This is a genomic window from Leptothoe spongobia TAU-MAC 1115 (assembly GCF_018739885.1).
GTDB lineage: Bacteria > Cyanobacteriota > Cyanobacteriia > Phormidesmidales > Phormidesmidaceae > Leptothoe > Leptothoe spongobia.
In genome coordinates this window covers 1-15,189 of sequence record NZ_JADOES010000008.1, presented here as the reverse complement: position 1 = coordinate 15,189, position 15,189 = coordinate 1, and the positions used below count along the sequence as shown (strand labels likewise).

Below are 15,189 nucleotides of genomic sequence, written 5' to 3'. Positions count from 1 at the left end.
CGGAATATTTACTCTATTTTCCTAACTTTCATATAGGAGTTGGGCGTCGCTCTAGTTCTAATGTCATTCGTTTACCGTTTGCCAAGCTCCTCTAAAATTTTTAGGGGCAGGATGTTGTCTCAGTCGTAGAATTTTTTTGTGGGGCCTTTATTCAGACTGTTAAAAGCCTTGTTCCCATTGGATTTGAGCTTTCTTAATCGAGAGATTAAAAAATAGCAAATTCGTTATATATAGGAAAAAATGAGGGACAGATTAAATATTGGTATCTTTTAATTAAGATATGATGGGAACTTTTGGGTTAATATTTCGATGCTACTTGATAAAGTAGCTATTAACTAGGGCGTTGCTCGTTTCGGAGTGTGCTACTGTGTCAAGTCCTAATAAATGGTGACGATGGCATGGCTGTTCATCTCCATAATTCAGCAACGGCATTACTAGCTGCATAAATATGAAAACTGTTTCCGAAACCAAGACTACTTCTGTGTTGGGTATGAGCGCTTCTATCCGCGAAACTCAGCCAGCGTCTGATAATAAAAAAATCTATTTGGCTGAGCTTAAGCGCTATCCTTATCAGCCCGATATCCAAGTTGAGATTTTGCATTTACAAGCTGAAGCAGATGCCTTGCTGCTGCATCTTAAGGCTATGGGATGCCAATAGCTTTCAGGGTTGCACCTAAGCTGCCTAATGGGATGCTTTAGTAGCGGCTTGGTTTAGCTGCCTGTGTCATATGATGTCGTTTATGCTTAGAGCTAATGAATTTGGCCTAGTGTGTTAAGTCTCGTTACTTAAACACCCTAGGCTGTGTTAAGAAAAGCAGCATATTCGATTCTTTGGCTTCTAAAAACGCATACGTTGGGGGACAGTAGCCATTTTGTATCTGTTTCATGAGTCACCAGCGTCATTCTTTGTCGGCCCCTGAGCTGTCGTCTGGCAGCTCGCTGCGTACATTAAATTATGACGATACCTACACATGTCCCGTGTGTGGTCATGGTGAGTTATCGGTGCTTACCTTGACCGATGCATTCGCTTGCAGCTTTTGTCGACATATTTTTACCGCTAATCTGGATGCTCAATCACTCCAAATGGTCGACGGTGTTCAGCCATTGGTCTGGTTTTGGACGGGGGAGCGGTGGCGGCATAATCAGCGTCCTGATGGTCATGTGACGGCGGTTGTTTGGAGCTTTGCATTAGCAATTGCCTGTTTGCCTGCCCTATTGGTGATTGCTTCGAATTACATGTTCCCCCCCATCGATAATGCTGGACTAAATCAGTTTTCTCTGATTTGGACGGTCGCTACACTATTGGCTCATGCTGGGATCGTATTGTGGCTAATTGCTGAGCATTATCAGTGGCCCTGGTATGTGACTGCCAAAATTAAGCTACACCGTTAAATTTAGCGCATAGCTATAAATCGAACATACGTTTAAGACGTTTTCTAGCCCAGATGACTGGATTAGCATCGTCTTCACTGGAATCAACTAGGTTAAGGGCGCGCATTTCACGCTGGCGTTGGGCTAGCTCATCACGATGTTGTGCCATGGCTTGCACAACTTGGTTAGATAGGTCGGGGTAGCGTCTGAGGAGATCGGAGAAGCTAGGCTGGTTGATGACAAATAGCAGAGCATCTTCTGCTACCCGTGCCATGGCAGTACGCGGAACTCCTAGGAGTAGTGCTACTTCTCCAAAGAATTGACCGGGTTCGAGTGTGGCCAAATGACGGTTCAGCTTTTCGGCCAAAATATCAATTTTACCTTCTAGCAAAATGTAAAACGAGTTGCCTGCGTCCCCTTCATGGAAAAGTGTAGTTCCTGTTTGACTCCGTTGACGATGGCCAATCTCAATCAGCTGACGGATTTCTAAATCACTAAAGTTAGCAAAATAGCTGACCTGGCGTAGCATGTCTTTGAGGGTGGTTTGTTTGGGAATAGCAGGTCGGTGATGCTCAAAGGCAATTTGTCGGTTAAAGAAGGGGGGCCTCATGTCTCCAAGGCCTTGGGGGGCTAAATTACGAATCCACACATCCCTTTGGGGAAAGGCAATTTCGATGTTGTACTGTCGCAGATTGTATTCAATGGCGAAGTGGAGCGAACTTTGAATATCGAAGCGTTTGTGCACATCAATCCAAACCCACAGTTCAAATTGTAGAGAGTCTTCACCAAAGGCTAGAAACATAGCTTTGGGCATGGGTTTATCGCATACTGCTGGCTCCATATACGCGGATTTGAGCAGGAGTTCTGTGACTAGAATAGGATCGCTGTCGTAGGATACGCCTACCGGAATTTTGAGGCGAGCAATCGATGTGCGGTGACTCCAATTTAGAACACGATTATTAATCAGCTCGCTGTTGGGAATGACCACATCCCCATCGTCGAGGGTACGAATGATGGTCGAGCGGAGGTTGACTTCGACAATACGCCCGACTAAGCCCTGAAATCGATAGTCATCTAGTTCAATCAGGTCATTAACCTTGAGGGTGCGCTCAAATAACAAAATCAGGCCACTAATAAAGTCATCAGCAATATGTTGTAGACCAAATCCAATACCAACCCCCAAGCCACCTAGGATAATCCCCAATGAGCTGAGGTTTATACCGGTGTATTGGATGGCAATAAAGATGGTGATCACCCCTACGACGTAGCTCACCAACGTGGCAATTGCTTCGCGATTATTGGCGTCAATGCCTACTAATAGATGCCGTTTGAGAAAGCGTTTGACTAACCCAATGATGAAGGAAATGAGGATTAGCCAGATTAGCAAACTGACTAATAGCTTGGGGGTTACTGTCGTGTTACCTAAATCCAACAGTTTGATGTCGAACAGGTCGCCAAGCTTTTGAAAAATATCTGAAAATAGTTCTGACATGGGGGCAGAAATTCAAGGGCTCACTCGTCTGTATCCATCTGAAAGGCGAGGGCTGTTGCAATCGCATCTACTACTCTGCCTACTTCAGTAATCTCCATGGGCAGCCCTTGAATTTTCTGACCTTTTGGTATCAGTGCTCGCTTAAATCCAAGCTTGGCCGCTTCCTTTAGCCGCAGCTCTATCTGGGAGACGGATCGGACTTGTCCCCCCAGTCCAACTTCGCCGATGAGAACTAACGCTGGATCAACGATGCGATCGCGAAAGCTAGCTGCCACAGCAATGGCGATTCCCAAATCCGCCGCCGGTTCCCCCACGCTCAATCCTCCCGACGAGGCCACATAGGCATCCAGCTTAGAGAGGGGAATGCCCACCCGTTTTTCTAGCACGGCCAAAATCTGAAGTAATCGATTGTATTCAATTCCTGTGGCTGAACGCCGGGGAGAGCTGTAACTGGTGGGACTCACCAACGACTGCAACTCGACCACCAAAGGGCGAGAACCTTCACAGGCCACAATTGTGGAAATACCGGGCACCGCCTCATCGCGGTTACCCATAAATAAAGCTGATGGATTAGGCACCTCAGCCAAGCCCTGGGATACCATTTCAAACACCCCTAACTCATGGGTGGCCCCAAAGCGATTTTTAACAGAGCGTAGTAATCGATGACTGGCGAATCGATCTCCCTCAAAGTACAGCACCGTATCCACTAGGTGCTCTAAGACCTTAGGACCAGCAATGGCACCCTCTTTGGTGACATGGCCCACAATAAACAGTGTAATATTCTCCCGCTTTGCCAGCTGCATCAGGGCTGAGGTGCATTCACGTACTTGAGACACGGACCCTGGTGCAGAGGTGAGTTGGTTATAGAACAAAGCCTGAATACTATCGATCACGGCTACCCGTGGTCGGAGAGATTCCAGTTCGGAGAGAATGATTTCGAGGTCGGTTTCGGCCAAAAGATACAGAGATTCTGGGAATTTAGGTTGGGCACTACTACCCACCGTTGTCAATGTTTGCCCCTGTCCCTGCTGCTGCTGCTGACCAATATCAATGCCGAGTCGTTGTGATCTCAACTTTACCTGTTGGCCTGATTCTTCCGCACATACGTACAGCACTGAAGCCTGCGCCGCCAACTGATTGGCAGTTTGCAATAGCAGGGTAGACTTGCCAATCCCAGGGTCTCCACCTACAAGCACGAGAGAACCAGGTACAATTCCTCCCCCGAGGACTCGATCAAGTTCACCATATCCAGATCCAATTCGTGTTTGAGGATGATCAGCAATCTGGCTAAATGTTTTAGCGAGGCGTGGTTTGCTCTCGGGTCGTTTTGTCCGTTTGTTGCTACTGCGGCCGGGGCGGACGGTGGTCGATGTCGGCTCTACCAGCTGTTCAACAAGAGAGTTCCAACTGCCACACACAGCACATTTGCCAAAATACTGCCGCGATTCTGCCCCGCATTCATTGCATACATAAATCGAGCGTGCTTTAGCCATGTCTAGTCATAAAACATATGAACTATATATCCCATGATAAAGACTGCCAAAGGCGAAAAAAGGTCAAAGCAGTCGTTAGATAATCCCCACCACATCAATTACTTTAAGTAAATCTGTGTAAAACTTGTCGATACGAAAAATGCCGATAAGATAACCTACAAATTTTAGATTGTTAAAGAACAACCTTAAGAAACGTTGAAAACCTTACCAATAAAAGACCATAGCCTGTAAAAATCAATACAATGTTAGGTATCTTTAATAAGAACTAATAAAGCCTTAATCAGGAGTCCTTTCATCACAGCGTTTTAGGCATGCGTCTGAGACTTTTTAAACGTGGTGAATCTGTCGGTTTTTCAAGGGAGTAGGGCATTGCTCCTCCCTTCAACGGTCGAAGTCTTCTGCCGTCGCCGTTATGTAGGAGTTCAAGAAACTTTGGAAAGCGTAAAAGAGAAAATCTTGGTCGTCGATGACGAAGCTAGTATTCGTCGTATTTTGGAAACCCGTCTTTCGATGATTGGTTACGACGTCGTCACTGCAGCTGATGGCGAAGAAGCTCTGGATACCTTCCGTCATGAGATTCCCGACCTAGTGGTACTCGATGTGATGATGCCTAAGCTAGACGGCTATGGTGTTTGTCAAGAGCTACGCAAAGAGTCTGATATTCCTATCATTATGCTAACGGCCCTTGGCGATGTGGCGGATCGTATTACGGGCTTAGAATTAGGTGCTGATGACTATGTAGTCAAGCCTTTCTCTCCAAAGGAGTTGGAAGCAAGAATTCGTTCGGTACTGCGCCGTGTTGAAAAAACGGGTACCTCCGGGATTCCTAGTTCTGGTGTAATTACCATCAATAACATTAGAATTGATACTAATAAGCGCCAAGTCTATAAAGGTGATGAACGTATCCGGCTAACGGGAATGGAATTTAGCTTGTTGGAACTTTTGGTGAGTCGTTCCGGTGAGCCCTTTTCTCGGTCTGAAATTTTGCAGGAAGTTTGGGGCTATACTCCCGAACGTCATGTTGATACTCGGGTTGTGGATGTGCATATTTCTCGACTGCGAGCCAAGTTAGAAGATGATCCTAGTAATCCTGAACTAATTTTGACTGCACGGGGTACTGGTTATCTTTTTCAACGTATCGTTGAGCCTGGTGAAGAGTAGCTAAGGCTGCAGGGGTTAAGTTGGCTCAAATGGCCTGTATCTAGATATATGTCTGAGTGCGGTTCTAAGAGCCAGATATTTGGGAACTTTAGCCTAAGCTTTTGTCAGAAAACCTCAGTTGTAAATCTTCACATCGGTTTCAGTCTGATAGAATTTCTTAAAGTTTCTATAGATTCAATCCGATGGGCTTAACTCAAGCGCGGATCGCAGTTGATGCAATGGGGGGCGATTATGCACCTGCCGAAATCGTTGCTGGAGCTATTAGGGCAAGGGAAGAGCTAGATGTTGAGATCTTGCTTGTCGGCGATCCTGACAAAATTAGGGCTTCTGTAGCTGATCCTGACAGTCTAAGTCGGATCGAGGTTGTTCCTGCAGAAGGCACGATTGAGATGCACGAAGAGCCACTTAGCGCTCTGCGAAAAAAGCGTAATGCATCGATCAATGTTGCCATGGATATGGTGAAAAAGGGGCGAGCTGATGCTGTGGTGTCAGCTGGTCATTCTGGTGCGGCTATGGCAGCAGCTCTTTTACGTATAGGTCGGATTAAGGGTATCGATCGGCCTGCTATCGGTGCAGTTTTCCCAACTGTGGTAGCTGGTAAGCCTGTTTTAATTTTAGATGTGGGTGCCAATGTTGATTGTCGCCCTAAGTTTTTGGAGCAGTTTGCTCTCATGGGTAGTGTGTATTCTGAGTATGCCTTTGGAGCGCACAACCCCCGTGTCGGTCTACTCAACATTGGTGAAGAGCCCAGTAAGGGAAATGATGTTGCTGTTCAGGTGCATCAGGCTTTGAGTGACTCAACGGCAATCAACTTTGTGGGGAATGCTGAAGGGCGAGACGTGCTTTCGGGCAATTTTGATGTGATTGTCTGTGATGGCTTTGTGGGCAATGTGTTGTTGAAATTTGCTGAGGCTGTTGGTGAGGCCGCGATGAATATTCTCCGTGAGGAGCTGCCACGCGGTATTTTAGGAAAGCTAGGGGTGCTTATCCTTAAGGGTAATCTCAAGCGCATTAAACAACGTCTCGATCATGCTGAGCATGGTGGTGCCTTGCTGTTAGGGGTTAACGGTGTGGCTGTCATTAGTCACGGTAGCTCGAATGCTCCGTCTATCTTTAACGCTATCCGACTGTCCAAAGAGGCCGTGGATAATGGTGTGATTGGGCATATTCAGGGGCAGTACCAAAAGGTTGCTGCATCAGTGACCAACGGAGACTAGAAAATAATGATAAATGCTGTGGCCGGTGTGTCCTTTATTGGTAGTGGTAGTGCTCAGGTTGAGACGACGCTTAGTAATGAGATGCTTAGCCGCGTAGTTGATACCTCTGATGAGTGGATTTCTACCCGCACAGGCATTAGTCGGCGTCATGTGGCTAACGTGGGTGAATCGCTCACGACGCTTGCGGCCCAGGCCGCTAAAAATGCGATCGCGGCCACCAATCTAACCCCAGACGATATTGACCTGATCGTCTTGGCCACTTCCACACCGGATGACCTATTTGGTACGGCCTGTCAGGTGCAGGCTGCCATTGGTGCCACTCGTGCTGTTGCTTTTGATCTGACTGCTGCTTGTTCCGGTTTTGTATTTGGTGTGGTCACGGCGGCTCAGTTTATTCGCACAGGCACTTATCAGAATGTGCTGGTGATTGGCGCTGATCTGCTCAGCCGATGGGTGGACTGGGAAGACCGGACTACCTGTGTCTTGTTTGGGGATGGTGCTGGTGCCGTGGTGATGCAGGCCTGCGATCGCGACCGACTGCTGGGGTTTGAAATGCGTAGCGATGGCACGATGAATGGCTGCTTAAATCTGGCCTATACAGCCAATGCAGTTCCTTTAACGAATGGAGTTACCACCCAGAAGGGGACGTTTACCGCCATTACCATGAATGGTCGTGAAGTTTATCGTTTTGCTGTGAGCCGAGTCCCTGAAGTCTTAGAAAAAACCCTTTTCCATGCTGGGTTAGCGGCTAACGACATTGACTGGTTGATATTGCACCAGGCTAACCAGCGCATTCTTGATGCCGTTGCCAAACGCCTAAAACTTCCCAACGAACGAGTTGTTAGCAACATGGCTAAGCATGGCAATACCTCTGCTGCATCGATTCCCATTGCCTTAGACGAATGGGTCCGCACCGGTCAGATTCAAGCCGGGCACAAAATTGCCATGTCCGGTTTTGGTGCAGGTCTTACCTGGGGGGCAGCCTTATTGGAATGGGGATTGTAATGTTTTCCTCGGTTCGATTGTCACTGCCCACTCTCTGACTACCACCGGTTTCTTAACACTTTCCTAATTGCTCATTTGCTGAGACAGTGAGAAACGGACAATTACCTTAACGACGATGACGAAGACCGCATGGGTATTTCCTGGGCAAGGGTCCCAGGCTGTAGGAATGGGCAATGATTTGGCTGAAGTGGCCAAAGATAAGTTTGCTGAAGCAGATGATGTTTTGGGTTGGTCAGTCCTAGGTCGATGCCAAAGCGAGGAATTTCAGCTAGCAAACACACTCTATACCCAGCCCTGTCTTTACGTTGTCGAGTGCATCTTGACCGATTTGCTGAAAGCTAAAGGTATTCAGCCAGATATAGTCGCAGGGCATAGCTTAGGTGAATATTCGGCCCTATATGCAGCTGGTGTGTTTGATTTTGTCTCTGGGTTGTGCTTGGTCAAGCGTCGTGCAGAGCTGATGGCCCAGGCTGCTGATGGAGCTATGGCCGCCCTCATGGGTTTTAATCGGGGCGAATTAGATGAAAAACTAGCCATTACCGAAGGCGTCGTTCTTGCAAATGATAATAACTCAGGTCAAGTAGTCATTTCTGGTACGCCGGACGCAGTTGAGACGATCATGGCCGGTGTCAAAGTTAAACGAGCCGTCAAATTGAATGTGGGTGGTGCTTTTCATTCTCCGCTAATGGCCCCCGCTGCCCATGAGTTTGATCAGATTTTGACTGACTTACCCTTCAAAAATGCAACGGTACCAGTGCTTTCCAATGTTGATCCCACGCCCAGTAAAGATGGTGAGGTGCTTAAACAGCGTCTGATGCAACAAATGACCGGAGCGGTTCGTTGGCGTGAAATTTCCTTAAACTTGCCGGAGCAGGGTATAGAGGCCGTAATAGAAGTTGGTCCTGGTAAAGTCTTAGCTGGCTTAATCAAACGCACCTGCCGTAGCCTCACTTTAAAAAATGTAGGCACCTTGGAACAGGTTGGAGCCATTTAAGGCGATAGCCCACTGTAAGCGCGTGAACCATCTTCAACGACAACGCGAACCCAAATTTAGTCTGGCCCTCTATCACCTTTTCAAATGGTCGATAGTCAACCCTATGCTGCGAGCATACTTTCGTGGTCACATCTATGGTGCCGAAAATATGCCCTCATCAGGTCCGGTGCTTGTCGTCGCTAATCATGCCAGTGATTTTGACCCGCCCATAGTCTCTTCTTGTGTGTGTCGTCCTGTCTCATACATGGCCAAGCAAGAATTGTTTAAGGTGCCAGTGCTTGCGCCAGCGATTCGTGCTTATGGCGCTTATCCAGTACAGCGGGGCGGTTCAGCCCGTGGTGCTATTCGGGCTGCCCTTGAACAACTCGATCAAGGCTGGGCTGTGGGTGTCTTTCTACAGGGAACTCGTACTCCCGATGGCCGTATTCCACAGCCCAAACTAGGTGCTGCGATGATTGCAGCTAAAGCTCAGGTACCCTTGGTCCCTGTCAGTCTGTGGGGGACTCATCGTATTTTGCCAAGAGGCACAAAATTTCCGAAGCCTTTACCGGTGACGGTGCGCATTGGCCCGCCGATTGCTCCTCCAGGCTCTAGTAAGGATAAGGACGCTTTAAAGGCGGTGACTGAGTATTGTTGCGATCTCATCCACACCATGCATGACCTTGGGCGTTAATGCAGAGGTTACAATAATTTTTCAGTCAGAGTGATGGGTTCGATAATGGCACAAGATTTAAGACAAGAGCTAGCCAGTATGGTAGCTCCAACCCAATGGAATTGGCTAAAGCCCCATATTGCCCGTGATGCAGTTGTTTTTGTTGATCCTCAGCTTGACCTTGTTGATGTCGGTATAGCGCTCACCAATGACAACGTACAGTCTGTACAGCGCTGGATTGGTGAGCAGCTGATTACCAAACCCAGTAAAGAACAGCTAGAAACCTGGGGCTTCGAAGGACCTACCAATCAGTTGCAGTCCTTGATTGTCCAACCGTATGTTCTGGTCCAAGAGATTCTGAAAGTGGCGGACACTAGCAGTGGCTTCCCTACCTAATCCACAGAAGCCCTCGTTATCAAGAGTTCAAACGCTCCTGTCCCGGCTAGACAACTCGGTGCTTGTCCGATTTTTGCTATTGCTGACCAGTGGCTGGGCATCAATACAGGTACTAACGTACTTTGAGATCGTGGTGGTGATTTTTGTGATTTCCATCATCTTGGCATTTTTGCTGAGTTATCCAGTACGGTGGTGCCGACGCATATTACCCCATAACGTTGCTGTCTTTGTCGTCTTCATGGTGGCCTTGGTTCTGGTGGGTGGGGTAGTGACCACCCTGGCGCTGGCGGTGATTGCTCAAGGTCAGAGCCTGTTAGAAAACGGTACAGACTTTCTTAATTCGCTGTTGCCTTTGATAGAGCAGATTGAAACCACACTACGCCAGTGGAATGTGCAGGTAGATTTGCAAACATTGGGAGAACAACTGCAACTGCAAGCGACTATACTGCTGGGTTCTGGATTAGGTTTGGTTCAGACGTTGCTGGAGAATTTTATTAACGGCATTTTGATTGCTGTGGTGACGTTCTTTATGATGCTAGATGGTCCACAGCTCTGGCGCTTAATTTTAAAAGTAGTTCCCGAACATCATCGACAGCGGTTAACCCTTACCATTCAAAAAAATCTTCTTGGGTTCTTTTGGGGGCGATTGTTACTGTCGATTTTTTTTGCGATTTCTACCTTTGTTGTCTTTTTACTATTGAAAATTCCCTATGCCCTTGTTTTGGCAGTGATTGCTGGATTGTTTGATTTGATTCCTGGAATTGGGGCCACATTGGGTGTGGGTTTAGTGGGCATGTTGTTATTGTCCCAAGGTATAGGCATAGCTATTCAATCAGTGGTTGTGTGTATTTTGTTACAGCAGGTCGAAGAAAATGTGCTACTTCCCCATGTCATGCGAGACTCTCTCAACATTAATCCTGTAGTAATGTTTTTTGCCCTGATTGTAGGTTTGCGAATTGCGGGACTATTGGGCTTGTTTTTAGCAATTCCCATTGCTGGGGTAGTTGTGAGTTTATTGGATGTGGATGAGATCAAAGGACGGTCGGTGTGACGTTTTGTAGAGGTTTTCCATGGAATGCCCCTACAAAACGTCATGGTCAAAACTGAGAACTTGAATCAAGGTCGATACAAATGTTTAGCAGTTCTATTAAGCATTTCAACAATGCTCTGAATCTGTTGACGGTCTCGGGAAAACTCGGCATGGTGATTTTAGAGGTCCCCCACAATGCCGATGACGAAATCTGCACTGAGCCGTCCATCTCTAAATTTAATTCAAAGCCCAATTCCTTGGTTGCAGGCCTTCTGGAAGTTTTCCCGGCCACACACCATCGTTGGCACTAGCCTGAGCGTCTTGGGTTTATTTGCCATTGCTTGGGCTGCGCGTCATCCATTAGGGCTATCACCGGGTACATTTCATGTATGGCAGGGGGTGAGTTCCCTATGGATCACCTGGTTGGCCTGCATTTGTACCAATATTTACATCGTTGGTCTAAATCAGATTGAGGATGTTGCTGCCGATCGTGTTAATAAGCCCTATCTGCCGATTGCTTCGGGGGCGTTTTCTGCTCCCCAGGCAAAAATGCTGGTGGGTATTGCCTGTAGTTGTGCCATCTTATTGGCGGTAGTATCCCAGAGTCTATACTTGATAGTCACTGTCTGGCTTAGCCTGGCAATCGGTACAGCGTATTCGTTACCTCCGCTACAGCTTAAGCGCTTTGCATTTGTAGGCCCTTATTGTAAGTTGCTGGTGCGTGGGCCTGTGGTAAATCTGGGAATTTTTCTGCATGCGTCTAGCCAGTTGGGGTTGATCCCCCAGATCCCATGGCGGATTGGGGCACTGACGTTAGTCGTGGTGGCTTTTAGTGGTGCGATCGCGTTGCTAAAAGGCTTACGTGACAACGAGGCTCAGTCCATTGATGAAACGGAAGCATCCAGAGTTGCGCAGCTAGTCTGGTGGCTATTGACCGTTTGTTACAGCAGTCTCATTATTGCAGCCACATTTATCCCTGGTATCAACGCTGGGTTTTTAATCGTTACCCATGTCCTAGCGTTGATATATTTCTGGTATCTCGGTTATCAGGTACAGCACTCCCCAGGCAATACAGATAATGCAAGCTTTACCTACCGAGAGTATTACCAGTTCATCTGGAAATTATTTTTTATCGAGTACCTGATTTTCCCTACAGCCTGTTTGCTACACCAGATTTAGGCAGTATTTTCTTGGCGTTGTTGATCCGAACTATGATTTCATCTACGAAATGCCGGTACATGGCATGTCTGCCAGATCGGTTCATCCTCTAAATCAGCAACGATATTTTCTTCTAGAGAAGACTTCATGTAATCGTTGTAAGGCAGCTCCCTAATCAAATGGCCTTAAGTTTAATTTGCCCGACTAAAGACCCTGTGCCTTGGGTAGCTGCCATCAAGGCGATTTCGCCAGATATAGACCTGCGCATATGGCCCGACGATGGCGATAAAGCCGATGTCTCATTTACTCTGGTGTGGGCTCAACCCCAGGGTATTTTTGCTCAGTACCCAAACTTGAAGGTTATTGCTTCCATGGGAGCAGGGGTGGATAATCTTTTGCAAGATAGCTCTATTCCTGATCAGGCTACCGTGGTGCGCATGGTTGATCCACGACTGGTGAGTCAGATGGGAGATTATGTCTTAGCTGCCGTTTTAAACCATGTGCGTCAGTTTCCTGACTATGTCCAGCAGCAACAGGCTCATCAGTGGCAGCCTATGCAACCACGGAATATCGACGAAGTTACCGTTGGTGTGATGGGTGTTGGACAAATTGGTAGTGCGGTGGCAGCTCGGCTGAGACGACTGGGGTTTAAGGTTGTGGGCTGGTCTCGACGAGCAAAGGTACTTGCTGAGATCCATGTATTTGCTGGACAAGATCAACTATCAAGCTTTTTAGCGGCTAGTGAAATTCTCATCTGTTTATTGCCGCTCACTGCCGAGACCGAGAACATTCTCAATACAGGTACTCTAGGCCAACTACCCCAAGGGGCTTACGTTGTAAATGTGGCGCGGGGTAAGCACCTGGTTGAAGAAGATTTGCTCTCATTGATAAATAATAACCATCTGGCTGGAGCTTGCTTAGATGTCTGTCGCCAAGAGCCTTTGCCCCAAGATCATCCCTTTTGGTCTCAGCCCAAAATTACGATCACTCCCCACATTGCCAGTTTGACCGATCCAGTCTCTGTCGCGCCTCAAATTGTTGATAACTATCGACGGATGATTACTGGGCAACTATTACTCAATTGGGTTGATCGGCAGCAAGGCTATTAAATAAAGAGGTGTTATTGATCTGAGCGATGTTTTCCTCTGGACGAGGCTACTATAGGGGCTGCCTAACAGGCCGTTTCATCTTCTAAATCAGCAATGGTAAAAAGAAAAAAGCTCAACCTTATGGTTGAGCTTTTTTGAAACGCTTCGAGAAATGCCTGACTAGGCACATAAGTATATGAACGACAGTGAAATCCAGCTGTAGCCCTCCAGTTTAGCCATCAAGGAATCCATTGGGCGGGGCTGATTGAATCGTCCAATCTAAACATATCAAGCTCATAAGATGCATGTTTGTAGCAAAACCTACGAGTTGAGAACTAATTGTGGTTCTGGATGTTGTCCAGAGCCTATGGTGAGCCATATTCCCAATAACGGTAAAATCAACCCTGGAGATTTCAGTTAACAGGAGAGGTCTGTGGCAGAGTTAAAGGCGTTGATTTTTGATGTGGATGGTACCCTGGCAGAAACTGAGCGGGATGGCCATCGTCCTGCCTTTAACCAAGCGTTTGCGGATACCGGGCTGGATTGGGATTGGACTCCAGAACTGTACGGTAAGCTCCTGGAGGTGTCCGGTGGTAAAGAGCGGATTCGTGCCTATGTGCAGGACTATCTCAGTGATTTTCAAGTGCCTGCGGACTTTAGTGACCTGGATGCCATGATTAAGCATCTGCATGCTACCAAGACAACCTATTACAAGCAGTATGCAGCGGCGGGCAAGATTCCTCTGCGTCCTGGTGTGGAGCGTTTGTTGAATGAGGCGCGGAGTGAGGGGGTGAGGCTTGCGATCTCAACCACCACCACTCCTGCTAATGTTCAAGCCCTGCTCGAAAATACCCTCGGTCCAGATAGCCTCAACTGGTTTGATGTTATTGCTGCAGGCGACATGGTCCCCAAGAAGAAGCCTGCCCCTGATATTTTTGAGTACGCCCTAGAGCATTTGGACCTACCTGCTGACAATTGCTTAGCCTTTGAAGACACGAATAACGGTCTCCGTTCTGCTACCCCCACCGGTCTAAAAACCGTTGTCACCGTCAACGAATACACCAAAGCCCAAGATTTTACCGGGGCCAAGTTGGTGCTTAGCGATCTCGGTACTCCAGAAACTCCTTTTACTGTGATATCTGGTGATGCTGGCAATGCCACCTACTTCACTGTTAACCTAGCCCGCCAGCTATTGGCTTAGGTGTCCGTGACAACCATCCTTAGCCTGGAGGAGTTTTGGCATAGTCCAGCTCGCCAACTATTGGCCTATCCCAACGGTGATGAAGATACTGTGCTTCACCGTTGGGCTGAGTTACAGACCTTGAGTATTGATGGCATTTATTCCCATGGCCCAGAGACGTTAGCGGGGCTAGAAATTCTGGGTTTGGGTTACTGCGGTGTCGTGTTTCGGGTGTTGCATCAGGGCGAGGATCGGGTACTCAAGATCCGCCGGGAGTCTGCACCCCAATCTAGCCTGACTATAGAATCAACCATGCTACAGCGGGCTAATGTTATTGGCGTCGGACCAAGCCATATTGCCCACAGCGATAACTTTTTGCTGATGGACTATATTGATGGTCCAATGTTGGTGGACTGGCTGCAAAAATCACATGGTGTTGAGGAGATTCATCACATCGTGGTGCGACTGATCCATCAGGCATACCGATTGGATCAAGCTAGGCTAGATCATGGCGATTTACGCTGTATTACAGCCCATGCGCTGATGCGTGCCCAGGAGCCAATAATCATAGACTTTAGCAAAGCGAGTCTGGATCGACGACCCGCCAATATAACCACATTAGTGCAAGGGTTATTTATCAGTACCCGTATCGCCAAACACTTACGTCCTTGGTTTCCCCATGTGACTAAATCATTGGACTTTGTACAAATTTGTAGAGAGGGATGTACGAAGAAGCGGCAATAGGCGATAAAGAGCAAATAAAAACACACTCTGCCTATTGCCATGACTACTGCAGATTTTATCAACCCGCTTGTCCAATTTCGGAAGCAGCTTTACAGAAGTTTCAGCCACCGCACCGACAGTCTAATGGATTTGTTGGATGCGTTATGTGCCCATAGTGGTGCGAATAGTGTGGTTGAATTAAGTCTCCATCCATTGTTTCGTCGAGCCT

The 15,189-nt window shown here is 47.5% G+C and carries 15 protein-coding genes; 13 read left to right on the top strand and 2 right to left on the bottom strand.

Going from position 1 to position 15,189, the window contains the following annotated elements:
- Nucleotides 1-448 precede the first annotated feature (448 nt).
- Nucleotides 449-658: a thioredoxin domain-containing protein gene (locus tag IXB50_RS05770; RefSeq protein ID WP_215607998.1), complete on the top strand. Its 210-nt coding sequence runs from the start codon at nt 449-451 to the stop codon at nt 656-658.
- Nucleotides 659-885: 227 nt separating this feature from the next.
- Nucleotides 886-1,392: a hypothetical protein gene (locus IXB50_RS05765; RefSeq protein WP_215607997.1), complete on the top strand. Its 507-nt coding sequence runs from the start codon at nt 886-888 to the stop codon at nt 1,390-1,392.
- A 13-nt stretch (nt 1,393-1,405) separates the two neighbouring features.
- Here IXB50_RS05765 and IXB50_RS05760 read toward each other — a convergent pair whose 3' ends face one another.
- Both IXB50_RS05760 and radA read right to left on the bottom strand, forming a co-directional pair.
- The gene (locus IXB50_RS05760) at nt 1,406-2,863 is read right to left on the bottom strand and encodes a cyclic nucleotide-binding domain-containing protein (RefSeq protein ID WP_215607996.1); all 1,458 of its coding nucleotides are present in this window, start codon (nt 2,861-2,863) and stop codon (nt 1,406-1,408) included.
- Nucleotides 2,864-2,883: 20 nt separating this feature from the next.
- Entirely contained in the window at nt 2,884-4,356 is a 1,473-nt protein-coding gene (radA, locus tag IXB50_RS05755) for a DNA repair protein RadA (RefSeq protein ID WP_215607995.1), read from the bottom strand.
- A gap of 432 nt (nt 4,357-4,788) precedes the next feature.
- On the opposite strand from radA, the gene rpaB reads away from it, so the two are divergent.
- The 11 genes from rpaB to IXB50_RS22010 all read left to right on the top strand — a co-directional run bounded on the left by rpaB (nt 4,789) and on the right by IXB50_RS22010 (nt 14,981).
- Nucleotides 4,789-5,517 carry a response regulator transcription factor RpaB gene (rpaB, locus tag IXB50_RS05750; RefSeq protein WP_031294240.1) on the top strand — a complete coding sequence of 243 codons (729 nt, stop codon included), beginning with the start codon at nt 4,789-4,791 and terminating at the stop codon, nt 5,515-5,517.
- 182 nt (nt 5,518-5,699) lie between these two features.
- Nucleotides 5,700-6,734 (top strand): phosphate acyltransferase PlsX, encoded by a 1,035-nt coding sequence (plsX, locus tag IXB50_RS05745; protein ID WP_215607994.1) that lies wholly within the window; start codon nt 5,700-5,702, stop codon nt 6,732-6,734.
- Between the two features lie 6 nt (nt 6,735-6,740).
- Nucleotides 6,741-7,739: a beta-ketoacyl-ACP synthase III gene (locus IXB50_RS05740; protein ID WP_215607993.1), complete on the top strand. Its 999-nt coding sequence runs from the start codon at nt 6,741-6,743 to the stop codon at nt 7,737-7,739.
- Between the two features lie 115 nt (nt 7,740-7,854).
- The gene (gene fabD / locus IXB50_RS05735) at nt 7,855-8,733 is read left to right on the top strand and encodes an ACP S-malonyltransferase (protein ID WP_215607992.1); all 879 of its coding nucleotides are present in this window, start codon (nt 7,855-7,857) and stop codon (nt 8,731-8,733) included.
- Between the two features lie 22 nt (nt 8,734-8,755).
- A complete protein-coding gene (locus IXB50_RS05730; protein WP_215607991.1) occupies nt 8,756-9,406 on the top strand; it encodes a lysophospholipid acyltransferase family protein in 651 nt (216 codons plus the stop codon).
- Nucleotides 9,407-9,439: 33 nt separating this feature from the next.
- Nucleotides 9,440-9,781, top strand: coding sequence for a DUF2288 domain-containing protein (locus tag IXB50_RS05725; protein WP_326520730.1), 342 nt, complete (start codon nt 9,440-9,442; stop codon nt 9,779-9,781).
- Entirely contained in the window at nt 9,765-10,832 is a 1,068-nt protein-coding gene (locus tag IXB50_RS05720; protein ID WP_215607989.1) for an AI-2E family transporter, read from the top strand. The genes IXB50_RS05725 and IXB50_RS05720 overlap by 17 nt, the downstream gene beginning before the upstream one ends.
- A gap of 174 nt (nt 10,833-11,006) precedes the next feature.
- Nucleotides 11,007-11,990, top strand: a complete 984-nt coding sequence (locus tag IXB50_RS05715) for a homogentisate phytyltransferase (protein ID WP_246564132.1) — start codon at nt 11,007-11,009, stop codon at nt 11,988-11,990.
- Nucleotides 11,991-12,184: 194 nt separating this feature from the next.
- Nucleotides 12,185-13,078, top strand: coding sequence for a 2-hydroxyacid dehydrogenase (locus IXB50_RS05710; protein WP_326520728.1), 894 nt, complete (start codon nt 12,185-12,187; stop codon nt 13,076-13,078).
- Nucleotides 13,079-13,490: 412 nt separating this feature from the next.
- Nucleotides 13,491-14,258 (top strand): HAD family hydrolase, encoded by a 768-nt coding sequence (locus tag IXB50_RS05705; RefSeq protein WP_215607987.1) that lies wholly within the window; start codon nt 13,491-13,493, stop codon nt 14,256-14,258.
- Nucleotides 14,259-14,264: 6 nt separating this feature from the next.
- Nucleotides 14,265-14,981: an RIO1 family regulatory kinase/ATPase domain-containing protein gene (locus IXB50_RS22010; RefSeq protein WP_215607986.1), complete on the top strand. Its 717-nt coding sequence runs from the start codon at nt 14,265-14,267 to the stop codon at nt 14,979-14,981.
- Nucleotides 14,982-15,189 lie beyond the last annotated feature (208 nt).